The organism is Streptomyces sp. Ag82_O1-12, from assembly GCF_900182715.1.
Lineage (GTDB): Bacteria > Actinomycetota > Actinomycetes > Streptomycetales > Streptomycetaceae > Streptomyces > Streptomyces massasporeus.
The window spans coordinates 551,444-577,160 of the sequence record NZ_FXUW01000001.1 but is presented as its reverse complement, the minus strand read 5'-3'; the positions used below and the strand labels follow the sequence as shown (position 1 = coordinate 577,160).

The 25,717-nt window shown below is 72.6% G+C and carries 19 protein-coding genes and 1 pseudogene; 8 read left to right on the top strand and 12 right to left on the bottom strand.

What is annotated here, in order from left to right:
* Positions 1-3: 3 nt before the first annotated feature.
* From paaC to paaE, 3 genes are read left to right on the top strand one after another with little or no spacing between them, the layout of a single operon-like run.
* Positions 4-831 (top strand): 1,2-phenylacetyl-CoA epoxidase subunit PaaC, encoded by an 828-nt coding sequence (gene paaC / locus QOL88_RS02790; protein ID WP_097214917.1) that lies wholly within the window; start codon positions 4-6, stop codon positions 829-831.
* Positions 825-1,340 carry a 1,2-phenylacetyl-CoA epoxidase subunit PaaD gene (gene paaD, locus QOL88_RS02785; RefSeq protein WP_097214916.1) on the top strand — a complete coding sequence of 172 codons (516 nt, stop codon included), beginning with the start codon at positions 825-827 and terminating at the stop codon, positions 1,338-1,340. The genes paaC and paaD overlap by 7 nt, the downstream gene beginning before the upstream one ends.
* A complete protein-coding gene (gene paaE / locus QOL88_RS02780) occupies positions 1,340-2,455 on the top strand; it encodes a 1,2-phenylacetyl-CoA epoxidase subunit PaaE (protein WP_179878746.1) in 1,116 nt (371 codons plus the stop codon). Before paaD ends, paaE begins: the two co-directional genes overlap by 1 nt.
* On the opposite strand, the pseudogene QOL88_RS02775 reads toward paaE, so the two are convergent.
* Together QOL88_RS02775 and QOL88_RS02770 are read right to left on the bottom strand one after the other, a co-directional pair.
* Positions 2,392-3,264, bottom strand: a pseudogene (locus tag QOL88_RS02775) (acyltransferase family protein); the annotation flags it as partial. The gene paaE and the pseudogene QOL88_RS02775 sit on opposite strands and share 64 nt — an antisense overlap.
* A gap of 20 nt (positions 3,265-3,284) precedes the next feature.
* On the bottom strand, positions 3,285-4,934 hold the full coding sequence (locus tag QOL88_RS02770) for a PucR family transcriptional regulator (protein WP_097214914.1): 1,650 nt from the start codon (positions 4,932-4,934) through the stop codon (positions 3,285-3,287).
* Between the two features lie 227 nt (positions 4,935-5,161).
* On the opposite strand from QOL88_RS02770, the gene QOL88_RS02765 reads away from it, so the two are divergent.
* Genes QOL88_RS02765 through QOL88_RS02755 form a run of 3 tightly spaced genes read left to right on the top strand, consistent with a single transcriptional unit; the run spans position 5,162 to position 10,730 of the window.
* Entirely contained in the window at positions 5,162-6,430 is a 1,269-nt protein-coding gene (locus tag QOL88_RS02765) for an aspartate aminotransferase family protein (protein ID WP_097214913.1), read from the top strand.
* Positions 6,427-9,294 carry an FAD-binding and (Fe-S)-binding domain-containing protein gene (locus QOL88_RS02760; RefSeq protein WP_097214912.1) on the top strand — a complete coding sequence of 956 codons (2,868 nt, stop codon included), beginning with the start codon at positions 6,427-6,429 and terminating at the stop codon, positions 9,292-9,294. Before QOL88_RS02765 ends, QOL88_RS02760 begins: the two co-directional genes overlap by 4 nt.
* Positions 9,291-10,730, top strand: coding sequence for an NAD-dependent succinate-semialdehyde dehydrogenase (locus QOL88_RS02755; RefSeq protein ID WP_097214911.1), 1,440 nt, complete (start codon positions 9,291-9,293; stop codon positions 10,728-10,730). Before QOL88_RS02760 ends, QOL88_RS02755 begins: the two co-directional genes overlap by 4 nt.
* A gap of 24 nt (positions 10,731-10,754) precedes the next feature.
* On the opposite strand, the gene QOL88_RS02750 is transcribed toward QOL88_RS02755, so the two are convergent.
* A complete protein-coding gene (locus QOL88_RS02750; RefSeq protein WP_257027433.1) occupies positions 10,755-11,420 on the bottom strand; it encodes an IclR family transcriptional regulator in 666 nt (221 codons plus the stop codon).
* Between the two features lie 108 nt (positions 11,421-11,528).
* Here QOL88_RS02750 and QOL88_RS02745 point away from each other — a divergent pair, with 108 nt between their 5' ends.
* On the top strand, positions 11,529-13,523 hold the full coding sequence (locus QOL88_RS02745) for a heavy metal translocating P-type ATPase (protein WP_097214910.1): 1,995 nt from the start codon (positions 11,529-11,531) through the stop codon (positions 13,521-13,523).
* 10 nt (positions 13,524-13,533) lie between these two features.
* Here the strand turns inward: QOL88_RS02745 and QOL88_RS02740 are convergent, their stop codons facing one another.
* From QOL88_RS02740 to QOL88_RS02725, 4 genes are all read right to left on the bottom strand, one after another.
* Positions 13,534-14,604 (bottom strand): LacI family DNA-binding transcriptional regulator, encoded by a 1,071-nt coding sequence (locus QOL88_RS02740; RefSeq protein WP_097214909.1) that lies wholly within the window; start codon positions 14,602-14,604, stop codon positions 13,534-13,536.
* 85 nt (positions 14,605-14,689) lie between these two features.
* Entirely contained in the window at positions 14,690-17,071 is a 2,382-nt protein-coding gene (locus tag QOL88_RS02735; RefSeq protein ID WP_097222830.1) for a beta-galactosidase, read from the bottom strand.
* Complete coding sequence (locus QOL88_RS02730; RefSeq protein WP_097214908.1) at positions 17,068-18,834, bottom strand: glycoside hydrolase family 35 protein; 1,767 nt, start codon at positions 18,832-18,834, stop codon at positions 17,068-17,070. The genes QOL88_RS02735 and QOL88_RS02730 overlap by 4 nt, the downstream gene beginning before the upstream one ends.
* Before the next feature lie 33 nt (positions 18,835-18,867).
* Positions 18,868-20,013 carry an MFS transporter gene (locus QOL88_RS02725; RefSeq protein WP_097214907.1) on the bottom strand — a complete coding sequence of 382 codons (1,146 nt, stop codon included), beginning with the start codon at positions 20,011-20,013 and terminating at the stop codon, positions 18,868-18,870.
* Positions 20,014-20,376: 363 nt separating this feature from the next.
* On the opposite strand from QOL88_RS02725, the gene QOL88_RS02720 reads away from it, so the two are divergent.
* A complete protein-coding gene (locus QOL88_RS02720) occupies positions 20,377-20,775 on the top strand; it encodes an SseB family protein (RefSeq protein ID WP_030844525.1) in 399 nt (132 codons plus the stop codon).
* On the opposite strand, the gene QOL88_RS02715 is transcribed toward QOL88_RS02720, so the two are convergent.
* The 5 genes from QOL88_RS02715 to QOL88_RS02695 all read right to left on the bottom strand — a co-directional run bounded on the left by QOL88_RS02715 (position 20,772) and on the right by QOL88_RS02695 (position 25,575).
* On the bottom strand, positions 20,772-21,197 hold the full coding sequence (locus QOL88_RS02715; protein WP_097214906.1) for a MarR family winged helix-turn-helix transcriptional regulator: 426 nt from the start codon (positions 21,195-21,197) through the stop codon (positions 20,772-20,774). The genes QOL88_RS02720 and QOL88_RS02715 overlap by 4 nt on opposite strands.
* Before the next feature lie 148 nt (positions 21,198-21,345).
* Positions 21,346-22,377, bottom strand: a complete 1,032-nt coding sequence (locus tag QOL88_RS02710; RefSeq protein WP_097214905.1) for a LacI family DNA-binding transcriptional regulator — start codon at positions 22,375-22,377, stop codon at positions 21,346-21,348.
* Positions 22,374-23,285, bottom strand: a complete 912-nt coding sequence (locus tag QOL88_RS02705; protein WP_097214904.1) for a carbohydrate ABC transporter permease — start codon at positions 23,283-23,285, stop codon at positions 22,374-22,376. The genes QOL88_RS02710 and QOL88_RS02705 overlap by 4 nt, the downstream gene beginning before the upstream one ends.
* Positions 23,282-24,259 (bottom strand): carbohydrate ABC transporter permease, encoded by a 978-nt coding sequence (locus tag QOL88_RS02700; protein ID WP_257027419.1) that lies wholly within the window; start codon positions 24,257-24,259, stop codon positions 23,282-23,284. The genes QOL88_RS02705 and QOL88_RS02700 overlap by 4 nt, the downstream gene beginning before the upstream one ends.
* Positions 24,256-25,575 carry an ABC transporter substrate-binding protein gene (locus tag QOL88_RS02695; RefSeq protein ID WP_097214903.1) on the bottom strand — a complete coding sequence of 440 codons (1,320 nt, stop codon included), beginning with the start codon at positions 25,573-25,575 and terminating at the stop codon, positions 24,256-24,258. Before QOL88_RS02695 ends, QOL88_RS02700 begins: the two co-directional genes overlap by 4 nt.
* Between the last annotated feature and the right edge of the window lie 142 nt (positions 25,576-25,717).

Below are 25,717 nucleotides of genomic sequence, written 5' to 3'. Positions count from 1 at the left end.
GGCATGAGCGACGACCACGTCTACATGACCCTCGCCGAGGGACACGACGACGACACCCGCTGGGCCTACGGCACCGGCTTCGAGGACCCCCTGCACGGCGTCGACACCACCGTGCCCGACGACGTGGACGCCGGTGAACTGGCCGCCCTCTGCGTCACCCTGGCCGATGACGCCCTGGTCTCCGCCCAGCGGCTCGCCGAGTGGACCACGCGCGCCCCCGAGCTGGAGGAGGAGGTCGCGCTGGCCAACATCGGGCTCGACCTGCTGGGCCAGGCCCGCCTGCTCTACTCCCGCGCCGGCCAGGCCGACGGCACCGGCCGTGACGAGGACGCCTTCGCCTACTTCCGCGACGCCGGCGACTTCCGCAACGTACGCCTCGCCGAACTGCCGTGCGGCGACTTCGCGTTCTCCCTCGTGCGGCTGCTGGTGTTCGCCAGCTGGCGCCTCGCGCACTTCGAGCGGCTCACCGCACACCGCGACCCGGTGCTCGCGGCCATCGCCGCCAAGGGCGTGAAGGAACTGGCCTACCACCGCCAGTACGCGGCCGAGTGGGCCGTGCGCCTGGGAGACGGCACCGAGGAGTCCCACCGCCGGATGCGCAGGGCACAGGAGCAGGTCGCGCCCTACCTGGGCGAGCTGTTCACGGCGTACGACGTCCGGGACGAGGTCGTCACCGTGCTGCGCCAGGTCACCGAGGCCGCCGGGCTGCCCATGCCCGTCTACCGCCCGCTGCCCGGCTCGGGCCGCACCGGGGAGCACACCGAGCATCTCGCCCCGCTGCTCGCCGAGTTGCAGGGTGTGGCCCGCGCCCACCCGGAGGCGACATGGTGACGGCACTCCTGGACGAGCGACGGGCCCGGCGCATCGCCGAGCAGGTGCCCGATCCCGAACTGCCCATGCTCACCCTGGCCGACCTCGGAGTGCTGCGCGAGGTGAGCCTGGCCCCGGACGGCACGGTGGTCGCGAGCCTCACCCCGACCTACTCGGGCTGCCCGGCGATGGCCGAGATGCGCGCCGGCGTGGCCGCCCGGCTGCGCGAGGCGGGGTACGAGCGCGTGGAGATCCGCACGGTCCTCGACCCGCCCTGGAGCAGCGACTGGATCACGGCGGACGGCCGGCGCAAGCTCGCCGAGCACGGCATCGCCCCACCCGGCGCCGCCCCCGCGCGCGCCGCCGGCCCGGTCCCGCTCGTGCTGTCGCCGCCCCGCCGCTCCGTGCCCTGCCCCCGCTGCGGTCACCCCGACACCGAGGAGACCTCCCGCTTCGGCGCCACATCCTGCAAGTCCCTGTGGCGCTGCCTCGCCTGCCGCGAGCCGTTCGAGTACGTCAAGGAGATCTGATGGAGGACCTGATCGAGCCGGCCCCCGCACCGGCGCCGCGCCCGCGTGCCCGCCGACGTCCGGTCTTCCACCCGCTGCGGGTCGCCGCCGTGCAGCCGCTGTGCGAGGACGCGGCAGCCGTCAGCTTCGACATCCCGGCCGAGCTGGCCGAGGAGTTCACCTTCGCGCCCGGCCAGTCCCTCACCCTGCGCCGCGACATCGACGGCCGGGACGAGCGCCGCTCCTACTCGATCTGCGCCCCCGCCGGCACGGCACCGCGCATCGGCGTGCGGGTGCTGCCGGGCGGCCTGTTCTCCTCCTGGCTGGTGCGGGACGTGCGCCCAGGCGACATCGTGCAGGTCATGGCGCCCACCGGCGCCTTCACCCCCGACCTGACCACCCACGGCCACCACGTCCTGATCGCCGCCGGCTCCGGCATCACCCCCATGGTCTCCATCGCCGAGTCCGTCCTGGCCGCCGACTCCCGCTCGCGCGTCACCCTCCTCTACGGCAACCGCCGCACCGGCACGGTGATGTTCGCCGACGAACTCGCCGACCTGAAGGACCTCTACCCGACGCGGTTCCAGCTCGCCCACGTCCTGTCCCGCGAGCCCCGCGAGGCCGAGATGCTCTCCGGCCGCCTCGACGCCGAGCGGCTCTCCGCCCTCGTCGACGCCCTGGTCGACGTGGAGTTCGCCGACCACTGGTGGCTGTGCGGCCCGCACGGCATGGTCCGCGCCGCCCAGGAGGTCCTCACCGGCCTCGGCGTACCCGCCGACCGCGTCCACCAGGAGCTCTTCTACGCCGACGACGAGCCCGTCCGCGAGGTCCACCACGCCGAGACCGGCCCCACCGGCCCGGTCAGCCAGGTCACCGTCACCCTCGACGGCCGCTCCACCACGTCCCCGCTGCCCCGCGACCGCACCATCCTGGAAGGGGCCCAACAGACCCGCCCCGACCTGCCCTTCGCCTGCAAGGGCGGTGTCTGCGGCACCTGCCGCGCCCAGGTCACCGACGGCAAGGCCGACATGCGCCGCAACTTCGCCCTCGAACCGTCCGAGGTCGACGCCGGCTACGTCCTCACCTGCCAGTCGTTCCCGGTGTCCGAGGAGCTGACGGTGGACTTCGACACCTGATCCCCCGGGTGGTACGCAGGCCTCCGGCCCCAGGCCTGGGCGGGCGTCTCGACGTACCGGTGGGTCAGCACGCACAGGGGCAACAGCACGGCGAGGAACGCCACTTCGTGTACGAGGCTGTCCTGCCGCCGTCGGCCAGCGGTGCCGTCGATCGCCGCCAGCAGCACCGGATGCACCAGATAGACCGAGTAGCTGATCGTGCCGAGACCGGTCAGCAGCGCCGGTATGCGGCGGTGGCGCGACGCCGACGCGGCCGTGAAGGTGAGCACGGCCAGCAGGAAGGCCACGATCCAGCCCCGCCGCGTGAAGTGGTGGCCGTCGCCGTACCGGTAGGCACTGCCCACGGCACCCCCGACCACCAGGACGGCGGTGCCCGCCGCACACCGCCAGGTGATCAGGCCGTGCTCGGCACGGTGGACGGCCGTGCCGAGGAACATCACGGCGAGGACCACCAGGCCCCTCCCACAGGGGGACCGTGCCGTTGAACGCCCGGACTGCGGGTGTTCTGCGGTGTGCTGGGCGGAGCCCTGGCGCTCGTCCTGTGTGGCCGACCGCACCCGACAGGGCGGAGACCGGCAACCCGGCTCCCGCCGTGACGCTCCCGCCGCGAGCACGGCGAAGACGACGGCGACCGCCGCCGACCGCTGATGCCGCCGCACCGTGAAGAGCGCGACGAACAGCAGGTAGAAGCACATCTCGTACGACAGCGTCCACAGGACGAGCAGCAGATTCGGTGTCCCCAGCAACTCCTGGAGCATGACCGCGTGCGCGACCGTCACGGCGACCACGCTCTGCCCGTCGAAGTTCTTGGAACGGGACGCGTAAAGCGTTACAGGGGATGCGGTCCCCGGTCGGCGCGCAGGATCCGCAACACCGTGAGCGCCACGTGCAGTTCGGTGCGGCGGTCGCCGGATTCGAGGTCGGTGTCGAGGAGGCGCTCGATGGTGCGCAGGCGCTGGTACATGGTCTCCCTGGACAGGCCGCCGCGACGGGCCGCCGTCGTCTTGTTGCCGGCTGCGTCGAGGTAGTGGCCCAGGGTCGCCAGCAGATCGGTGCCGTGCCGGGTGTCGTGGTCGACGAGCCGGCTCAGCCGCCGTTCCGTGTAGTCCTGGATCCGGGTGTCCTCGCGCAGCGCGTACAGCAGCCGGCGCAGGTCGATGTCCGGCAGCTCGTGGAAGGAACGGCCTTCGGGCGGGGCCTGGCCGGGCGGGGTGGCCTCTATGACCCGGGCCGCCTCCCGGAAGGAACGTGCGGTGTCGGCGAGGTCCGCCGCCTCCGAGCCGACGCCGATGATCGCCTTGGGGGCCAGAGCCAGCGCGGTGCGGCTCAGCCGTTCGGCCACGGGCCGCCAGGGCCGGTCGGGGCGCAGGGCCAGCAGGACGCCGAGGCGGCCGGGGGAGAGCTCGCCGACCAGGGCCGGGACCCCGGCCGACCGCAGCTCCCGGTGCAGCCGGGCCTCCGGGTCCGCGTCCTGCCCGCCGGGCCCCGGATCCACGAGGATCGCCAGGAAGACACCGGCCTCCGTGGGCAGGCCCAGCGCGGCGCAGCGGGCGCGGACGTCCTCGGCGGAGTGGTGGCGCTGCTCCGCCAGCTCCCGCAGGACGGTGCGGTGGGCCGTGTGCTCCCACGGCGTGGAGTGGATGAGCCGGGCCACGGTCAGGGCCATCGCCGTCCGCTCCAGGACGGTGACGTGCTCCGGACCGAAGGCCGGCCCGTCGGCGGGCAGCATCGCCAGACGTCCCCAGCGTTCCCCCTGGTAGGAGACGGGCGCGGTGAGCCACCCCTCCGGGCCGCCCACCTCGGTGCGGTCGCCGGGCTCGGCCGCCCGGGAGCGCCGCTCCCAGTCCCCGAGCGCCTCCTCCACCGTGCTTCCCGAGGGTTCGCAGATCAGCGCCTGGTGCACCAGGTTCTCCAGCACGACCGTCCGGCCGCTCATCTCCGCCGCCGCGCGCACCACGTCCTGTGGCCCCGCCCCGCGCAACGTCAGAGCCGTGAACGCCTCGTGGATCCTCTGCGTCCGCCGCATCGCGTCGGCCTGGTTGCCGAGGATCAGCGCGTGCACGACCTGGGTGACCTCCAGGAAGTTGACGTCCCGGGCGAGGGTGACCAGGGGGAGGCCCCGGGCCCGGCACGCCTGCACGAGGGCGTCGGGTGGCCGGTGATAGCGCCGTACGAGTTCGATGACCAGGGCGGCCGCCCCCACCTCGGTGAGTTCGTCGACGTACCGGCGGACACCCGAGGCGTCCTCGGGCAGCGGCATGCCGGTGGTCAGGACCAGCTCGCCGCCCTTGAGGAACGAGGCCGGGTCCGTCAGCTCGGTGATGTGCACCCAGCGCACCGGCCGGTCCAGTTGAGCCAGCCCCGTGACGACCTGGGGCTGTCCCGCGGCCAGGACCGGCAGGGCCAGGACGTCGCCGAGGGTGGGTGCGCGACCGGCCGGGGCCGCATCACGGCCGGCCGTCGGGGGGTGCTGGTTCACGGTGCCTCCCTGCGTGCCCGGTCACTCTGACAAGCGGGGCTGACCTGCGCAAGAGCTGTCCACGGGTGGGACAGGGGGTGCCTGGGGGGTCCGGCGGTTGACACAACGTCCGAACAACGGGTTCCGGCCGGACAGATCACGCGTTGTCGCCCGTCGCGGCGGCCTGGATGCTCGGACACCGGAGCTGAGCCAAGCAACCACACCTCGTCGTACGGCCGGGAGACACCATGACCGCACTGTCGCCGCACCTTCGCCAGGCCACGCCCGTCGTGGCGGCCCGGGGCGAGGGCGTCCACCTCTACGGTGAGGACGGCCGCCGCTACCTCGACTTCACCGCCGGCATCGGCGTCACCAGCACCGGGCACTGCCACCCCAAGGTCGTGGCGGCGGCGCAGGAGCAGGTGGGCACGCTGATCCACGGCCAGTACACGACCGTGATGCACCAGCCGCTGCGCCGTCTCGTCGACAAGCTGGGCGAGGTGCTGCCGGCCGGCCTGGACAGCCTGTTCTTCACCAACTCCGGCAGCGAGGCCGTCGAGTCGGCACTGCGGCTGGCCCGCCAGGCGACCGGCCGGCCGAACGTCATCGTCTGTCACGGCGGTTTCCACGGCCGTACGGTCGCCGCCGCCTCCATGACCACCTCCGGCATCCGCTTCCGCTCCGGGTTCTCCCCGCTGATGAGCGGCGTGGTCGTCACCCCCTTCCCGACCGCCTACCGCTACGGCTGGGACGAGGAGACCGCGACCCGCTTCGCCCTGAAGGAACTCGACTACACCCTCCAGACGATCTCCTCGCCCGCCGACACGGCGGCGATCATCGTCGAGCCGGTCCTCGGCGAGGGTGGCTACGTCCCCGCGAACCGCGCCTTCCTGGAAGGCCTGCGCGAGCGGGCGGACCGGCACGGCTTCCTCCTGATCCTCGACGAGGTGCAGACCGGCGTCGGCCGCACCGGACGCTTCTGGGGCCACGACCACTTCGGCGTCACCCCCGACATCCTCGTCACCGCCAAGGGCCTGGCCAGCGGTTTCCCCCTCTCCGGCATCGCCGCCTCCGAGGAACTGATGACCAAGGCATGGCCCGGCTCGCAGGGCGGCACGTACGGTGCCAACGCCGTCGCCTGCGCCGCCGCCTGCGCGACGCTGGACGTCGTACGCGACGAGAAGCTCGTGGAGAACGCCGAGGCGATGGGCAAGCGGCTCCGCCAGGGCCTGGAAGCCGTCGCCGACCGGACCCCGGGCATCGGCGACGTCCGCGGCCTCGGCCTCATGCTCGCCACCGAGTTCGTCACCGAGGACGGCAGCCCCGACCCGGAGACCGCGGCCCGCGTCCAGCGCGCCGCCATCGACGAGGGCCTGCTCCTGCTGCTGTGCGGCGCCTGGAACCAGGTCGTCCGCATGATCCCGGCACTCGTGATCGACGAGGCGGGCGTCGACGAGGGCCTCCGGGCCTGGGCGAACGCGGTCGAGGCCGGCACGTCGGGAGCCGGAGAGCGATGACCACGGCCACCCGCGACCTGGCGGGTCTCACGGCGCGTCTCGCCGAGCTCGCGCCCGGTCTGCGGGTGGAGACCGGCCCTGGGGCCACCGGCCCCTACGCCTACGACGCCTCCAACTACCGTGTGCCGCCGCGGGCGGTGGCCTTCCCGCGTTCCGCCGAGGATGTGGTCGGCGTGCTGCGGGCCTGCCGTGAGGCGGGTGTGCCGGTCACGGCCCGGGGCGGCGGCACGAGCATGGCGGGCAACGCCGTCGGGCCGGGGGTGGTGCTCGACTTCTCCCGGTACATGAACCGGATCCTGGACATCGACACCGAGGCGCGCACGGCGCGGGTCGAGGCGGGTGCCGTCCTGGACGCGCTGCGCAGTGCGACCGCGCTGCACGGACTGGACTTCGGTCCGGACCCCTCCTCACACAGCCGCTGCACCCTCGGCGGCATGATCGGCAATGACGCGTGCGGGAACCGGTCGGTGCGCGACGGGCGGACCAGTGGGCATGTGGTGTCGCTGGAGATCGTGACGGCCGACGGCGTGCGGGCCGTCGCCGATCACGCAGGGCTGCACCCGGTCGATCCCGGCGATGCCGGGCCGGTCGCCCGGCTGGAAGCCGATCTCAAGCGTCTGGTCGGGGAGAACCTGGCGCTGCTCCGGACCGAGCTGGGCCGCATCCCGCGGCAGGTCTCGGGTTACCAGCTCCACCACCTCCTGCCGGAGAACGGCTTCGACCTGGCCCGCGCCCTGGTGGGCACCGAGGGCACCTGTGCGGTCGTCACCGCCGCGACGGTCCGCCTGGTGGCGACCGCACAGGCCTCCACCCTGCTGACCCTGGGCTACGAGGATGTGGTCCAGGCGGCCGAGGACGTGCCGGAGATCCTGCGCTTCTCGCCGAGTGCGGTGGAGGGCATGGACGAGGCGATCGTCGCCACCATGCGCGCCCGCCGCGGCCCCGATTCCGTCACCGGCCTGCCCGAGGGCCGCGCCTGGCTTTACGTCGAGCTCGAAGGCGACGACCAGGCCACCGTGAACGCCCTGGCCGAAGAGTTGCTCGAGGCGCTCAAGGCCCTGGGACGGCTGACCGGTGGACGGCTCGTGGAGAGTCCGGCCGAGCGGCGCTCGCTGTGGCGGGTGCGGGAGGACGGGGCCGGACTGGCGGCCCGGCTCGTCGACGGCGGGGAGTCCTGGCCGGGCTGGGAGGACGCCGCAGTCGCCCCGGCGGACTTGGCCGCCTACCTGCGCGGTTTCCGCAAGCTGCTCGCCGCCCACGAGCTGACCGGTGTGCTGTACGGGCACTTCGGCGCCGGATGCGTCCATGTGCGGATCGACTTCGACATGGCGACGGACGCAGGCCGGACGGTCATGCGCCGGTTCCTGTCGGAGGCCGCCGCGTTGGTTGTCGAGCACGGCGGCACGCTGTCGGGTGAGCACGGTGACGGACGTGCCCGCAGCGAACTGCTGAAGGTCATGTACAGCCACCGCATGATCGCCGCGTTCGCCGCCTTCAAGAAGACCTTCGACCCCGAAGGGCTGCTCAACCCCGGTGTCATCATCGACCCGGCCCCACTCGACGCGGACTTGGCGCTGCGTGAACTGCCGCTGGTGGACACGACGTTCGGCTTCCCGCACGACGAGGACGGCTTCGCCGGTGCCGTGCGTCGCTGTGTCGGGGTCGGCCGCTGCCGCAGTGACGCCGGCGGGGTGATGTGCCCGAGCTACCGGGCCACGGGCGAGGAGAACGACTCCACCCGCGGCCGGGCCCGCATGCTCCAGGAGATGGTCCGCGGCGAAGCCGTCAGCGACGGCTGGCGCTCCACCGAGGTCAAGGACGCCCTCGACCTGTGCCTGTCCTGCAAGGCCTGTTCCAGCGACTGTCCGGTCGGTGTCGACATGGCCACCTACAAGGCGGAGTTCCTCCACCAGCACTACAAGGGCCGCCTGCGCCCCCGCTCCCACTACTCCCTCGGCTGGCTGCCCCGGACCTCCGCCCTGGCCGGATACGCCGCCCGCCCGGTCAACCTGCTGCTGCGCGGACCGATCGGCAAGCTCCTGGCCCGCTTGGGCGGCGTCACCACCAAGCGCGCAATCCCCGCCTTCGCCTCCCGCCGCGCCCTGCGCAAGTCCCTCCGCGCTGCGAAGACCACCGAACCGGCCAAGGCCATCCTCTTCGTCGACAGCTTCACCCGTGCCTTCCGCCCACAGGTCGCGGGAGCGGCGAGCCGCGTGCTCGCCGACGCCGGTGTCCCCTGCACCCCGCGGGACGGCCTGTGCTGCGGGCTGACCTGGGTCAGCACCGGCCAGCTCGCCACGGCCCGCAAGATCATGGGCCGCACGGTCGCCGCCCTCGACGACGGCGACGACCGGCCGATCATCGTGGCCGAACCCAGCTGCGCCGCAGCCCTCAAACGCGACGTGCCCGAACTCCTCGGCACCGAGGCCGCCCGGCGCGTGGCCGACCGCGTGCAGACCTTCACCGGCGCCCTGAGCGACCTGGCCGACCCGGACTGGACCCCGCCGCCCCTCCCCGAGAACGTCGTGCTCCAGACCCACTGCCACGAGTACGCCACCTTCAAGGGCCGCCGCCCCGCCGACCTGCTGCGCCGCCTGGGCGCAGGCAGCGTCGACGAGGCCGAGGGCTGCTGCGGACTCGCCGGCAACTTCGGCTTCGAAGCCGAGCACTACGACACCTCCCTCGCCGTGGCCGACCTGGCCCTCAAGCCCCGCCTCGACAACCTCGACGGACGGCCGGTGATCGCCGACGGCTTCAGCTGCGCCACCCAGATCGACCATCTCGCCGGCGACCAGGGCGTCCGCGCCCTGCACCTCGCCGAACTCCTCGACCCCGCCGCCGACCAACCAGGAGAGACGACATGACCGAGGTACTGACCCAGTTGTTCATCGGCGGGGCCTGGGTGGACGCCGCGGACGGCGCCACCATGCCCGTCGACGACCCCGCCACCGGCGAGATCCTCTGCCACGTCGCCGACGCCGGCCCCAAGGACGCCCGGCTCGCCGAGGAGGCGGCCGTCCAGGCCCAGTCCGACTGGGCCCGCACCGCGCCCCGGGCCCGCAGCGAGATCCTGCGCCGCGCCCACGAGCTCATCCTGGAACGCACCGACGAGCTCGCCCACCTGATGACGTCCGAGATGGGCAAGCCGCTCGCCGAGGCCAGGGGAGAGGTGGCGTACGCCGCCGAGTTCTTCCGCTGGTTCTCCGAGGAGGCCGTCCGCATCGACGGCGGCTGCGGGCTGCTGCCCGACGGGCGCAACCGCATGCTGCTCTCGCGTCGTCCGGTCGGCCCCTGCCTGCTGATCACGCCGTGGAACTTCCCGCTGGCCATGGGCACCCGCAAGATCGGCCCGGCGATCGCGGCGGGCTGCACGATGATCCTCAAACCCGCCCCGCAGACCCCGCTGTCCAGCCTGGCACTGGCCGGGATCCTCAAGGAGGCGGGCCTGCCGGACGGCGTGCTGAACGTCGTCACCACCTCCCGCGCCGGTGAGGTGTGCGAGCCGCTGCTGCGCGGCGGCCGGATCCGCAAGCTGTCCTTCACCGGCTCCACCGCCGTCGGCCGGCTGCTGCTCGCGCAGTGCGCCGACGCCGTCGTGCGCACCTCGATGGAACTGGGCGGGAACGCGCCCTTCATCGTCTTCGACGACGCCGACCTGGACGTCGCCGTGGACGCCGCGATGGTCGCCAAGATGCGCAACATGGGCGAGGCCTGCACCGCCGCCAACCGCTTCTTCGTCCACCGCTCGGTCGCCGACGAGTTCGGACGACGGCTCGCCGAGCGGATGGGCGCCCTCGTGGTGGGCCCCGGCACCCGGGACGGCGTCGACGTCGGTCCGCTGATCGACGCCACCGGACGCGCCAAGGTGGAGGAGCTCGTCGCCGACGCCGTGGAGCGCGGCGCCGAGGTGCTCGTGGGCGGCCGGAGGCCTGAAGGGCCGGGCCACTTCTATCCGCCGACCGTGCTGGCCGGTGTCGACCCCGGCAGCCGTCTGATGGACACGGAGATCTTCGGCCCGGTCGCCGCGATCCTCACCTTCGACGACGAGGACGAGGTCCTGCGCCGCGCCAACGACACACCCTGGGGACTGGTGGGTTACGTCTTCACCCAGGGGCTGGACCGGGGCCTGCGCGTCAGCGAAGGACTGGAGGTGGGCATGGTGGGTCTGAACACCGGCCTCGTCTCCAACCCGGCGGCTCCGTTCGGGGGCGTCAAGCAGTCCGGGCTCGGGCGTGAAGGCGGCCGGGTGGGGATCGACGAGTTCCTGGAGTACCAGTACGTGGCCGTGCCCGTCCGCTAGTGGTGGCGGGGGTGCCGGGGTCGTTCACGCACGTGTGCGGGAGCTGCACTGGACCCCCGGCCGACGCTGGGTGATCTCGGCCGCCGTGTCGGCGACCATGCGGCCCCACTCGGGCAGTCGGCTCTCGTCGTAGCGCGAGTCCGGCATGGAGACCGCCACGGAGGCGAGCGGTGTGCCGTCGGCGTCGAGGACGGGTGCGGCGATCGCGCACACGCCGGGGCGGTACTGGTTGCGGTTGACCGCATACCCCTCGTCCCGCACGCGGGCGAGCTCCGAGCGCAGCCGCGCCGCGTCGACCGGCGTGGACGCGCTGTAGCTCTGCAGCCCGCGTGCGACGACCGCGTCGACTTCGGCCCGGGACAGGTGGGCCAGCACACTGTGCCCGGTCGCCGTGGCGTGCAGCGGTGAGATGTCGCCGGTGGCGTGGAAGGTCCGTACGACGTGGTCGCAGTCGACGCGGTCGACGACGACCGTGCCGTGCGGGGTGTCGGGCACCGACAGGTGGATGGTCTCGTTCAGCGCGTCACGCAGCCGCAGCATCGGCTCGCGTGCGGCGGCGAACAGGCTGGAGCCCTGGAGTGCGGCGGGCCGTACGGCCAGGACGCGGGCGCCGATCTCCCAGCGGGTGGTGTCCCGGCGGTTGGCCCGCAGCCAGCCGGCCTCGTTCAGCGTGACCAGGGTGCGCTGCACGGTCGACTAGGGCAGGCCGCCTCGGCCAGCGAATGAAGATATGAATCAGTCTTCATGTGTTCCTGTATGGTGGGAGGCGCCGACGCGCCCCCGCCAGAAGGACCCCTGATGACCTCCACCCTCACGCCGCAGCCGGTCGAACGGACGAAGCCCGAGCGCCCCGGCGCGGTGGCCCGGCGGCGTACCCGTGTCCTCGCCCTCCCCGAGGCGCGCTGGGCCGCCGCGGCCACCGTCCTCTTCCTGCTCGCGCTGCCCTTGCAGCTGACCGGCGCCCCGGCCTGGGCATGGGGACCGCTGTACGCCCTGTCGTACGTCACGGGCGGCTGGGAGCCGGGGTGGGAGGGGCTCAAGGCGCTCAAGGACCGCACGCTCGACGTCGACCTGCTGATGGTCGTCGCCGCGCTGGGTGCCGCCGCGATCGGGCAGGTCATGGACGGCGCGCTGCTCATCGTCATCTTCGCCACCTCGGGCGCGCTGGAGGCACTGGCCACGGCCCGCACCGCCGACTCCGTCCGGGGGCTGCTCGACCTGGCCCCCGCCACGGCCACCCGACTGACTCCCGACGGCGGTGAACAGGCCGTCGCGGTGGAGGAGTTGACGGTCGGTGACATCGTCCTCGTGCGTCCCGGGGAGCGCGTCGGCGCCGACGGCCGGGTGCTGGACGGGGCGAGCGAGGTGGACCAGGCGACCATCACCGGCGAGCCGCTGCCCGTGCCGAAGGAGCGGGGCGACGAGGTCTTCGCGGGCACCCTCAACGGCACCGGCGCGCTGCGCGTCCGGGTCGAGCGCGACGCGTCCGACTCGGTGATCGCCCGCATCGTCCGCATGGTGCAGGAGGCGTCCGAGACGAAGGCGCCCACGCAGCTGTTCATCGAGAAGGTCGAACAGCGCTACTCGCTGGGCATGGTGGCCGCGACCCTGGCCGTCTTCCTGGTGCCGCTCGCCTTCGGCGCACAGCTCACCGACGCGCTGCTGCGCGCCATGACGTTCATGATCGTCGCCTCGCCGTGCGCGGTCGTGCTGGCCACCATGCCGCCCCTGCTGTCGGCCATCGCCAACGCCGGGCGGCACGGCGTGCTGGTGAAGTCGGCCGTGGTGATGGAGCGGCTCGGCCAGGTGGACGCGGTCGCCCTGGACAAGACCGGCACGCTCACCGAGGGGAGCCCGCGGGTCACCGACGTCCGGCCGCTGCCCGGATCCGGCCTGGACGAGGGGGAGTTGCTGACGCTGGCGGCCGCCGCCGAGCGGCCCAGTGAGCACCCGCTGGCCCGGGCGGTGGTGGACGCGGCCCGCGAGCGCGGCCTCGACCTGCCCGAAGCGCAGGACTTCACGTCCGCGCCCGGCGTGGGAGTCACCGCCGTCGCCGGCGGCCGTACGGTCGCGGTGGGCGCACCGGCCCGGCTGCTGGACGCCGCCGAAGGCACGGCCGTGAAGCTCGAGAGGTTCGGCCGGACTGCCGCGGAACTGGAGGAGTCCGGCCGTACCGCTGTCCTGGTCGTCGTCGACGGCGCCCCCGCCGGACTGCTCGGCATCGCCGACCGGTTGCGCCCGGACGCCGCCGCCACGGTCGCCTCCCTCGCCCGGCTCACCGGCAGGTCCCCGGTGCTCCTCACCGGCGACAACCCCCGGGCCGCCGCGCACGTCGCCGGCGAGGCCGGCATCGACGACGTACGGGCCGGGCTGCTGCCGCAGGACAAGCTGGACGCCGTCCGGGAGCTGGAGAGCGCGGGCCGCAAGGTGCTGGTCGTCGGGGACGGCGTCAACGACGCACCCGCCCTGGCCGCCGCGCACTCCGGGATCGCCATGGGCCGGGCCGGCTCCGACCTGGCCCTGGAGACCGCGGACGCCGTCGTCGTGCGCGATGAACTCGCCGCGGTCCCGGCCACCGTCGCCCTGTCCCGCCGCGCCCGCAGGCTGGTCGTGCAGAACCTCGTGATCGCCGGGGTGTTCATCGCCGGACTGGTCGTCTGGGACCTGGCCGGTGACCTGCCGCTGCCGCTGGGCGTCGCGGGCCACGAGGGCTCCACGGTCCTGGTCGGCCTGAACGGGCTGCGGCTGCTGAGGGAGGGGGCCTGGCAGCGGGCCGCCGGGGAGAGCGGCTGACGAACGCCCCTCAGCGCCCCGGTGGGGGACCGCTGCTGGCCCGCGTCACCAGATCCACGGGCACGAGCGTGTCGGCGCGGGGCCGCTCGCCCGGGCCGTCGATCCGGTCCAGGAGGAGACGCAGGGAACGGGTGCCGATCTCCGCGAAGTCGGTGCGGACGGTGGTCAGGGGCGGCAGGAAGTGCGCCGCCTCGGGGATGTCGTCGTAGCCGACGACGCTGACGTCCCCGGGGACGGACCGCCCCGACTCGTGCAGGGCGTGCAGCAGGCCGAGCGCCATCTGGTCGTTGGAGGCGAACACCGCCGTCACCTCCGGGCGCCGGGCCAGCCGACGGCCCAGGTCGTAGCCGGAGTCGGCGCTCCAGTCCCCTACGAGGGGCTCCGGTACGACGGCTCCGGCGGCCCGGAGCGTCGCCCGCCAGCTCGTCAGCCGGTGGTCGGCGGAGGTCCAGCCGGCCGGGCCGGCGATGTGCCACACGGTCGTGTGGCCGAGGGCGAGGAGGTGCTCGGTGGCCTTGCGGGCACCGGTGCGGGAATCGCCGGTGACCAGGGGAGTGCTGTCGTCGAGCGGGCTCTCCAGCACCACCAGGGGAGTGCCCAGATCGGTCGTCTCCGCCAGGGCCCGGCCCACCCACAGCTGCGGCGCGATCGCGATCACACCGTCCGCGCCCTCGGCCGACAGCCGGTTCACGGCCTCGACGACGGTGGCGCGGTCGGCCGTGTCGAGGGCGATGGAGCTGACGAGGTAACCGGCCTCCTGCGCGGCCGTGTTGATCGCCGTCAGGATCGAGGCGGGCCCGTACCGGGCGGCGTCGAAGGAGATCACCCCCAGCATCCGGGTCCTGCCACTGGCCAGGGACCGCGCGCTGCGGCTGGGCCGGTAGCCGAGGGTGCGCATGGCCTCCGAGACCGCCTCGCGCGTCTCGGGACGGACGGCCGGATGGTCGTTGAGCACCCGCGACACGGTCTGCTTGGAGACGCCGGCCATCCGGGCCACGTCGGCCATCACCGGCCGCGCCCCCGCGAAGTTGCGCCTGCTGCGGCCCTTGGGAACGGGACCGTCGGGGGCGCTCGGTGTCATGGCGGGTGATCCTCGATGTCGGTACGGCGGTGCTGAACCCGCCCGTCAGGAGCTCAGCATAGGCCGGGCGGGTGCCCGGAACGTCTCAGCCGGTCCGGACGCTCCAGCGGCGCGTGACCACCCATGCGGCTTCCAGCACACGCGCCTCCCGCCAGGCGTCACCCGACTGCCCCGGCACGTGCACGGGCGCGTCCCGGGCCAGCGGCAGCACCCGCAGCCGAAGCCCCTGCGTGCGCAGCGCCCCGGCCGGCAGCCGGTCCAGCCCGATGTCCCAGACCCGCCCCGAGTAGAACTGGTCGGCGACCAGGACGTCTCCCACGTAGGCCCGCGCCAGGTCCCCCGTCCAGCGCAGCCGCAGCAGCACACCCGCGGGGTCCCGAAGCAGGTCCTCCGGTACGTCGACCCGGTACGCCGCGGCCGCCGCGTCGATGTCCTCCTCGCGCGGCACGCTCGCGCGACCCCGCACGCCGGTCACCGGCCGGGGCGCCCCGCCGCCCGGTCTGACGGACGTGACCATCGCCGCGGTGCCGGCGGGGGGCCCGGCCTCGATCGTGTAGCGCGTGAACACACCGTCCGCGGCCTGCCGCACATGGGCGCCCTCCGCCACCGGGGCGGCATCCGGTGCGGGCAGCACCGCGAACGACGGCTCGGCGGCCGGACTGTGCAGCCGCACCTCGTCACGGCCCTCGTCGAAGACGACACCGTCCCCGCACAGCACCAGCCGCTCGGCACCCCACGCCGGGCCCCGGTAGACGCTACGGGCCGTCGCCGCGTCCAGGACCAGCAGCCCGACGCGCGAACCGTCGGCCGCCTCCACCTCGACCAAGGCGTCGGTTCCGGGACGCACCCCGCTGACCAGGACCCGCCCGGCGACCGGCGTGATCTCCCCGGACGGCACGGTGACGGACGCCACCGTGTCCGCGTCCAGGGCGAGTTCGGGCGCGATGCCGTCGGTCGCGGCCAGCACCAGGACCGTACGACCGTCCGCCTCGACGGTGCACACGGGCTGCGCCGTGGCCCACTCCAGCCGCAGCCCGGCCACGTCCAGCCGGAGCGGCCAGCAGAAGTACGCGCCGGAGGGGACGGTGACGGGGGTGCTCGGCAGCGTCAGCGGGGGCGCGAGCGGGAAGTCGACGGTGAAGGCCGTGCCGGGGTGGTCCGGCAGCGGCTCGTGCGGCTGGTGGTTGGTCACGAACAGGAATCCGGAGGTGCCGTCGGTCCGCACGGCCCAGCGCAGGGTGTCCCGGTCGTGCTGCCCGGTCGGCGTCTGCTCGGGCAGCACGGACCGCATCGGCGCGATCCGGTGTCCCAGGTCGGCCAGCAGCAGGTGCTGGAGGCGCAGTTCGTGGTACGAGGGCCGCAACTGTCCGTACTCGCCGAGCGGGGCCTGGAAGTCGTAGGTCAGGACGGGCAGGTCGTTGGGGTAGCCGGTGGCGTGCGACTCCTGGAGGGAGGCCGGCTCGCCGGGCGGGTTCGTGCCACCGTGGAACATGTAATAGCCCTGCCACACCGACCCGCAGCCGATCTTCGTGAGCCCGAGGGCACCGATGTCGGCGGCCTCCACCCGGGGCCGCCGGTGGTAGGCCACCGCCATGCCGCCGCCCAACTCGCAGGTGGCCCAGGGGAATCGATCGGCACAGGGCCCGGCGTCCGGCACACCCGTGGGCCGCAGATCGGGGTCGATGGCTTCGTCGTCGCGCTGGTGGGTGAAGAAGAAGTGCTTGCGGCAGGTGTCGGGCCAGCCCCCGTCGGCCTCCGTCCAGAAAGCCTCCGGATAGCCGCCGTACAGCGGAAGCAGCTCCTCGCCAGGGAGCCGGACCCCGCCCCACGCGGTCGACGTCCACAACGGCGCGCTCAGCCCGGCCTCCTGGGCCAGGCGCTTCAGCGTGCGCAGGTGGCCGGGCCGGTCGTAGAGCTCGTTCTCGATCTGGATCGCGACGATCGGGCCGCCGCTCGCGCGTTCCAGACCCCGCAGTTGAGCCGCGACCCGCGTGAACCAGGCGCGTACGGGCGACAGATAGGCGGGGTCGTCGGTGCGCGGTGCGGGCGTCCGCGCCAGGACCCAGTCGGGCAGGCCGCCGTTGCGTACCTCCGCGTGGGACCAGGGGCCGATCCTGGGGATGAAGTCCAGGCCGTGGCGGGCGCACAGCCCGGCGAAGCGTCTGAGGTCGCGGTCGCCGTCGAAGCGGACCCGCCCCTCGGCCTCCTCGTGATGGATCCAGATGACGTAGGAGGCGACGGCGCTCACCCCGCCCGCCTTCATCTTCAGCAGCTCCTCCTCCCACGCCCCGTTCGGGTAGCGGGAGTAGTGGAACTCGCCGGAGACCGGGAACCAGGGCCGGCCGCCCCGGGTCAGCCAACGGCTGGTGACCTCGATCGGGTCGGGCACGCCGGGGGCGTCCGCGAACGGCAGGTGACCGGTCAGCGGGGGAGCGGCGGGCGGAGGAACCCGCAGGAGACGCGTCACCACGTGTTCTCCGGGCCGAGGTCGGGGGTGTCGGTGAGCAGGGCGCGGGTGGCGGTCGTGCCGTGCAGCTCCAGCAGGACGAGTTCGTTGGAGCCCGCACGCAGCACCGGAGCGGGAACGTACAGCGTGCGCTGCGGGCCGCGGTTCCAGTAGCGGCCCAGATGGAAGCCGTTGACCCAGGCCTGGCCCTTCGACCAGCCGGGCAGGGAGAGGAAGGCGTCGGCGGGGGTGTCGACGTCGAAGGTGCCGCGGTGGAAGGCCGGGACGGTGACCGGTGTCTCGCCGGCCGGGGCGAACGGCACCGCCCCCGGGTCACCCAGAGGCAGTGGGTGGCAGTCCCAGCCCGTCAGGTCCGTGCCGTTGAGGGAGACCGGGCAGAGCAGGCCCTTGGGCGCGCCGATGCGGGGGCCGTAGTTGACGCCGCCCATGTTCTCGACGAGGACCTCCAGCGTCGCGCCGGGGCGCGGCACGCGCACGGGCAGCGATTCGTCGTGGCGTTCGCTCTCCAGCACGCCGACGGGTGCGCCGTCCACGAAGACCTGGGCGCGGTCGCCGACGCCGCGGGCGAAGTGCAGCACTCCGTCACCGTCGGCCGGCAGGGTGGTGCGGTAGAGCGCGTAGCCGGTGCGCTGCCCGAGCTCGCCCATGGTCACGGGCGTGTCGGTGCGTACGGCGGGGGCGAGCGAACCGGCGAGCGGCAGGAGCGGAGCCCGGCTGCTCAACTCCACGAAAGTGGACGGGAGTTTGGGACTCGGGGCCGGGACGGGCTCGTCGGGGACGGTCGCGTGGCGGGCGATGACCTCGCGGAAGGCGTGGTACTTCGGGCCCGGGTCGCCGCACTCGGTGAGTGCGGCGTCGTAGTCGTAGGACGTCACGGTGGGGGTGTAGGCGTGCTTGTGGTTCGCGCCGTTGGTGAAGCCGAAGTTGGTGCCGCCGTGGAACATGTAGATGTTCACGGACGCCCCGGCCGACAGCAGCCGGTCCAGGTCGGCGGCGGCGTCGGCCGCGTCCCGCACGTGGTGGGGCCCGCCCCAGTGGTCGAACCAGCCGATCCAGAACTCGGCGCAGAACAGCGGGTCTTCGGGCCGGTGCTCGCGCAGACGTGCCAGGGACTGCTCGACGCGACTGCCGAAGGTTCCGGTGACGAGGACACCGGGCAGGCTTCCGGACGCGAGATGCTCGGGGTCGCCCTGGTCGCAGGTGAACAGCAGCTCCTCCACGCCACGGGAGCGGAACGCGTCGGTGAGATGCTTCAGATAGGCGCTGTCGTCGCCGTAGGCCCCGTACTCGTTCTCCACCTGCACCGCGATGACGGGACCGCCCGCCGCCGCCATGTGCGGCCGGAGCGCGGGCAGCAGCAGGTCGAGGTAGCGGTCGACGGCCCCGGTGAAGCGGGGGTCGCTGGTGCGCAGCCGGATGTCCGGGTCGGAGGTCAGCCAGTCGGGCAGGCCGCCGCCGTCCCACTCGGCGCAGATGAACGGCCCCGGACGCAGCAGCACCCGCAGCCCCTCGTCCCGGGCGAGCCGGAGGAACCGGGGCAGGTCGAGGAAGCCGTCGAGGACGAGGGGGCCCTCGGGCTCGGGCTGGTGGTGGTTCCACGGGATGTACGTCTCCACCGTGTTGAGGCCCATCAGCCGCGCCTTGCGCAGCCGGTCGGACCAGAGCGCGGGGTGGACGCGGAAGTAGTGCAGCGCGCCGGAGATGATCCGGAACGGCTCGCCGTGCAGCAGGAATCCGTCGGACGTCGTCGTGAGGGCGGGCATGCGGAAGTTTCCCTTCGGGAGAGGGGGAGGCGGTCAGCGGGAGCGGGTGCCGCGGATGAGCCAGAGCGTGGCGGCCAGGCACAGCGCCGAGACGCCGCACAGCAGGAGGGGCACGGCGCGGATCCCGGACCACTCGATGGCCTTGCCCAGCGCGGGCCCCGCGGCGACACCGCCGACCATGGAGGCCGCGATGACCAGGGCACCGGCCCGCCGGGCCTGCGGGGCGGCGCGGTGGAGCCAGGGCAGCCCGGTGGGGAAGATCGGCGCGATGAACAGACCGACACCGGCGTACGCGTAGGGCGCGAGCGCGGGGACGGTCGCGGCCAGCAGGCACACCGTCATGCCCGCGCACGAGACGGTGATGATGGCCTGGGCGGAGAAGCGCAGCGCGAGCGGGGCGACCAGGAAGCGGCCGACGGTCATCATCAGCCAGTACACGGAGGTGGCGGTGGCGGCGACCCCCGCGCCGTAACCGATGATCTCCAGGTGCGTGGGCTCCCAGCCGCCGACACCGGTCTCGACGCCGATGTGCAGGACGTAGAGGACGACGAAGACCGCGAGCACGGAACCGAGGCTCCGCCCGAGGACGGACCCGCCGTCGGCCCCGCCACCGGCCTCTTCGCCTGCTGGAGCGGGCACGTGGCTGCGCACACCCCGCAGGCACAGCAGCAACGGTAGGTTGGCGAGCGCGAGGGCGAGGAAGACGGCCGGGTAGTGCTCGGAGCCGACCGCGCCGATCACGGCGGGGCCGAGGATGGCGCCGATGCCGAAGTGCGCGTGGAGGATGTTCAGCATCGCGGTCGAACGGGAGCCGAAGCCCACGGCGAACAGCTGGTTGAGGCCGTAGTCGATGCCGCCGAAGCCGAAACCCGCGAGCAGGGCCGCCGCCAGGGCGGTGGGCCAGTCGGGCGCCAGGGCGAAGCCCGCCGCGCCCACGGCCATCAGCAGATACGAACTGCCGAGGACACGCCGGTTGCCGACCCGGCCGTAGAGCCGGTCGAACAGCAGCACCCCGCCCACACCACCGACGAAGTGAGCACTCAGCCCCAGCCCGGCGGCGGACGGCGAGAGCCCGAACTCCGCCCGGAATGCCGGGATCGCCGGGCCGTACAGGGACTGCAACACACCGATGAGTACGAAGCCCACGCAAGAGGCGACCACGGCGGCCTTGCTGAACACAGGCCCGGGATGTGCGGGGGAGAGACGGGCAACGCGCTCTTCGATCACGCGGACTCCGGAGGACGGGCCACCGTGTGGGTGGGCGGAGGGCACGGTCGCGTACGTCTGGATCAGACGCCTGATGTTACCGGTAACATCAGGCGGGTCAACATCCCTCGGGCACCCCGGGGCCCGCCGGGACATCCCGGGATGCCAACGGGAGGCACCGGGACACCACGGCCCTCACGAGATCTCCCCGTGCTCCCGCCAACCCCGAAGATCCACCAGGGTTGCCCCGTTCCCGTTCGGGTACGCGAGCAGGACCGCACCCGGGCGGATCATGCCCGGGCGCGCCGCACGACCGCCGCTATCAGGGAATCTGCCATGGAGACACCCGCAAACGACCCCACGCCCACGCCCGCCCAGCGGGCTTTGGACGTCCTCGCCGAGAACACCGAGGACACGGCGGCTCTGGACGCGCTCGCCAACAGCGACGTGCTCATCCCCGTGCCCGATGACGCCAACGACTCCGACGCCGCCAATCCCTCGGCGGTGGCGCTGCCGGTGCTGGAGCAGCCGGGCGGCGAACCGGTGGTGCCCGTGTTCACCTCCGAGGTGGAGATGGCCGGGCTGCTGCCGTTCGTTTCCCGCTACCGCCTGGTGCCCCTCGGCGCCCTCGCCGCACAGTGGCCGGCCGACGACCTGTCGCTCACCATCGACGGCAGCTCCGAGCACCGCCTGACACTGACCTCGGAGGGAGTCCGCACCCTGCTGGCCCGCTAGCGGGGCGACCGACCCGATCCGGGCCTGGGCGGCTCTCCGCCCAGCGTCCGGGACAGGGCTGCCCGCTGCAACGGCAGCACCTCGGCGTGCAGGTCACGACCCCTGGACGTCAGAGAGACCCACACCCCCCGCCGGTCCTCCGCGCACACGGACCGCGTCACCAGCCCGTCCTTCTCCAGCCGGGCGATCAGCCGTGACAGCGCGCTCTGGCTGAGATGGACCCGCCCCACGAGGTTCTGCACCCGGCACTGCTCGCCCTCCTCGGACGCCGCGCTCGCGAGCATGTCCAGCACCTCGAAGTCGGAGGCGCCCAGACCGTGCGGATGCAGCGCCCGGTCGATCTCGCACATCGTTCGCGCGTGCGCCGACAGGATGTCCCGCCACCGATCCTCGAGCTGCCCACCAGCCGTTTTCGACGCCATAGGGGAACGGTAACACCGGTGCAGGGATCAATGACCGTGCATGCAGTACGGGCTCAGGGCTCCTGCTCAAAGGCTCGTGGAGCACGGTCTGGCGGTTCCGGCACGAAGGCTCGCGTACGGTCTCGCGGATCCGGCCCCCTTCGGGGCCCTACGTCGACTCCCGCTTCACCAGCTCCGTAGGCAGGATCACCGCCGCCGGGTCCTCGCCCCCGATCTGCGCGAGCAGTACCCGCACCATCTCGTTGCTGATGCGGTCCCACGGCTGCCGGATCGTCGTCAGCTCGGGGCTGGAGGCCACGGCCGCCGGTGAGTCGTCGAAGCCGCCGACCGACACGTCCTGCGGCACCCGCCGCCCGGCCCGCTGCAGGGCCGCGAGCACGCCCTGCGCCATGAGGTCGGAGGCCACGAACACCGCGTCGATGTCCGGGGCCTGCGCCAGCAGCCGCTCGGCACCCGCCTCGCCGCTCGCCCGGCTGTAGTCACCGGAGACGACCAGCCGCTCGTCGAACTCCAGGCCCGCTTCCGCGAGCACCTCTCGGTAGCCGGCGAGGCGCTCGACACCGCCGGGCGTGTCCAGCGGACCGGTCACCGTGCCCACCCGGCGCCGCCCGAGCGACAGCAGGTGACGCACCATGTCACGGGCCCCGTCCCGGTCGTCGGCGGCCACATAACTCACCTTGGAGGCCAGCCCGATCGGCTTCCCGCACGCGACCAGCGGCACCCCCGCCTCGCGCAACTGCTCGGCGACCGGATCGCCGGAGTGACTGGATACCAGCAGCACCCCGTCGACGTGCCCGGCCGTGATGTACCGCGTGATGCGCCGCCGTTCGTCCTCGGTCCCCGCCAGCATCAGCAGCAGCGGAATGTCGTGCGCGGCCAGCGCCTGGGTGCAGCCACGCAGCAGGACGTTGAAGTTGGGGTCCTCGAAGAATCGCTCCTGCGGCTCCGTGAGCAGGAAGCCGATCGAGTCGGACCGCCCGGTGATCAGGGACCGGGCGTGCCGGTTGACCACGTAACCCGTCTTGCGGATGGCGGCGTTGACCGCCTCCTGGGCGGCCGGACTGACGTAGTGGCCACCGTTCAGCACGCGCGAGACGGTGCCGCGCGAGACGCCCGCCTCGCGTGCCACGTCGTGGATCGTGGGCGGCCTGCGCCTGCCTCCCGTAGCGTTCACGGTCACGACTTTACGGCTCCCGAGAGCAGATCCAGACTCCAGAACCGCTGGACGACCAGGAAGAGGGCGACCAGCGGCAGCACCGCGAGGAAGGCTCCCGTGATCACCAGGGTGTACAGGGCCGGGGTGTTGGCGCCCTGCTCCAGCAACGTGAACAGGCCGAGCGTGATCGGGAACTTCTCGTCGTCGCTGAGCATGATGTACGGGAGCAGGAAGTTGTTCCAGATCGCCACGAACTGGAACAGGAACACCGTCACCATCCCGGGGATCATCATCGGCAGCGCGATCCGGGTGAAGATCCGCCACTCGCTCGCCCCGTCCATGCGTCCCGCCTCGACCACGTCGGCCGGCACCGCGGCGGCGGCGTAGATCCGTGCGAGGTAGACGCCGTACGGGAAGAGGATCTGCGGCAGCAGGACGGACAGGTAGGAGTCGGTGAGGTCGGCCTTCGCCAGCAGCAGGTACTGCGGGACGGCCAGGATCACCGGCGGCATCAGCACACCCGCGAGCAGCACGTTGAAGATCGTCTCGCGACCGCGGAAACGGTAGGTCGCGAGTGCGTAGCCGCTGACCGCCGACACGCACGTCGACAGCAGGGCACCGAGTCCGGCGTACAGGGCGGAGTTGGCCATCCACTGCCAGTAGACGCCGTCGCGGTAGGCGGTCAGGTCCCGGACGTTGTCGGCGAAGCCGGTGCCCGGCAGGAACGTGAAGGTGGAGAACAGCTCACGCCCGGACTTGGTGGCGGCGATGACCACCCAGGCGACCGGCAGCAGGCAGTACAGCGCGCCCAGCAGCAGGGTGACCGTGGGAACCAGGGCGATCCGGCGGCGCAGCGGTGGGCGGCGGTCCTGGGCCGTGCCGGGCGCGCTGTCCGCTCTCGGCTCGGCCTGGGGGACGGCGAGGGAGCTCATCGGGCGGCCTCCTGCTTCTGGCGACGGTTCACGGCCCGCAAGAAGCCGAACGAGAGGAGGAGCGTGGCGAAGGCGATGATCACGGCCTGCGCCGCGGCTCCGTAGATGTCACCTTCGCCGAAGGCGTCCCGGTACACCTTCATCAGCGGACTCCACGTCGTGGACACGGAGTTGGTGAGCGGCTTGAGGGTGGTCGGCTCGTTGAACATCTGGAGCGTCGCGATGATCGAGAAGAAGCAGGTCAGCACCAGTGAGGGCGCGACCATCGGGATCTTGATCCGCAGCGCGATCTGCGTCGGGGTGGCGCCGTCCAGCTTCGCGGCCTCGTACACCTCCGCCGGGATCGCCCGGAGCGAGGTGTAGATGACGATCATGTTGAAGCCCGTGCCGCCCCACACCGCGATGTTCGACAGGGCGAGGTACAGCGGCCCGCCGTCCAGCAGGTCCGGCTGGGGCATCCCGAGCTTGTCGAGCACGAAGTAGAAGGGGCTGACGTCCGGCAGGTAGAGGAAGCCCCAGAGCAGGGCGGCCACCACGCCGGGGATGGCGTACGGCAGGAAGATCGCGAGCCGGGTGACGGGCGCGAGCCGCACCTTCTCCGAGTCGAGCATCAACGCGAACAGCAGGGCGAGGCCGAGCATGACGGGCACGACGATGCACCCGTAGCCGAGCACGCGCAGGGCGCCGTGCAGCAGTTCGCTGTCGGAGAGGGCGTCGGTGTAGTTCTCCAGACCGGCCCAGACCTCCCTGCGGGCGCCGGAGCCGAGGCCGAGGCCCGAGACCTTGACCTTGCGGAAGCTGAGCCAGAGCGCGTAGCCGATGGGCAGGGCGAAGAACAGGGCGAAGAGGAGGGTGGCCGGGAGGAGGAAGAAATAGGGGGCGCTTCGCGCTCGTTCGAGGGTGGTGGCGGGAGCCGGGTGGGCGTACGGGGCGCCCTTCACCCCGTACGACTGCCGGCGGGCCGTGCTCTTCACGGAGCGACCTCGAAGCCCTGCTTCTTCATGTCGGCGACGGTGTCGGCCTGCATCTCGTCCAGGGCGGCGCCGAAGTCGGACTTGTTCTTCGCGGCGGCGCCGAAGGCGTCCTTGAACGTGGTGTAGGCGACGTTGACGTTCGGGCCCCACGCGGAGGGCGCGGTGGTCTCGGCGATGTCGGCGGCCTTGCGGTAGAAGTCGGCCTGGTGGGAGAAGTAGGCCGGCGGCTTGAGGAAGGCGCCGCTGGTCTGGGCGTTGGTGGCGGCCGGGTAGATGCCGCTCTCCTTCGCCAGCGCGTTGAGGGCCTCGCTGTCGGTGTTCAGCCAGGTGGCGAACTTCGCGGCGGCCGTCTGGTGCTTGGAGTCGGTGGTGACGGCGGTGGAGGAGCCGCCCCAGCTGCCGGTGCGGTTCTCGCTCGCGGACCACTGGGGGAGCGGGGCCATGGCCCACTTGCCCTTGGTGTCGGGGGCGGCGGTGGTCAGCGTGCCCGGTGCCCACACGGCGCTGACCCAGGCGATCTGCTTGCCGGTGTTGAGCGCCTTGTTCCAGGCCGGGGTGTACATCGGCTGGTTGTCGATGGCGCCCTCCTTCACCAGGCCGCCCCAGAACTTCGCGACCTTCTGTGTGGCCGCGTCGTCGATGGAGACCTTCCACCGGTCGCCGGAGGTCGTCCACCACTGGGCGCCGGCCTGCTGGGCGAGGCCCGCGAAGAGGCCGGAGTCATTGGCGGAGAAGGTGGTGAGGTCCTTGCCGGGGGCGGCCTTCTTCAGCTTGCGGGCGGTCTCGGCGAATTCGTCCCAGGTCGTCGGCACCGTCAGGCCGTACTGCTTGAACAGGTCCTCGCGGTAGTAGAACATCATCGGCCCGATGTCCTGCGGGACCGCGTAGACCGCGTCGGTGCCGAGCGTGGTCTGCTGCCAGACGCCGTCGGCGAACTTGTCCTCGGCCCCGCCGACGTTCTTCGAGATGTCCGCGAGCGCGTCGTTGCTGACCAGTGTGGGCAGCGCCTGGTACTCGGCCTGCACCAGGTCGGGTGCCTTGCCGGCCTTGTGCGCGGTGAGGATCTTGGTGACCAGCGTGTCACCGGACGCCTGCTTCTTCACCGTGACGGTGATCTGGTCCTTCTTGCCCGGCCCCTTGTTCCACAGGTCCACGACCTTGTCCATGCCGGGCGTCCAGGTCCAGTACGTCAGCGAGGCCGGCCCCGACTCGGTCTCGCCGTCCGCGGATTCCGAGCCGCAGGCGGCGAGGGTGGTGGCACCGAGGGCGATGGCGACGGCGGTTCTCACCAGGCGGCGGCGCTTCGTGTACGGCATGGATCTCTCCCCTGACCTGGGGTCCTCGCGCGCTGCGAGGACCTGCCACGCTTCTGTGAGCGTTCACAGTAGAGAAACATCCTGGACTCTTGTCAATGGTTGTTGCTGTGAGGTTATGTTGGCCTCCGCGCCGCACCCGGCG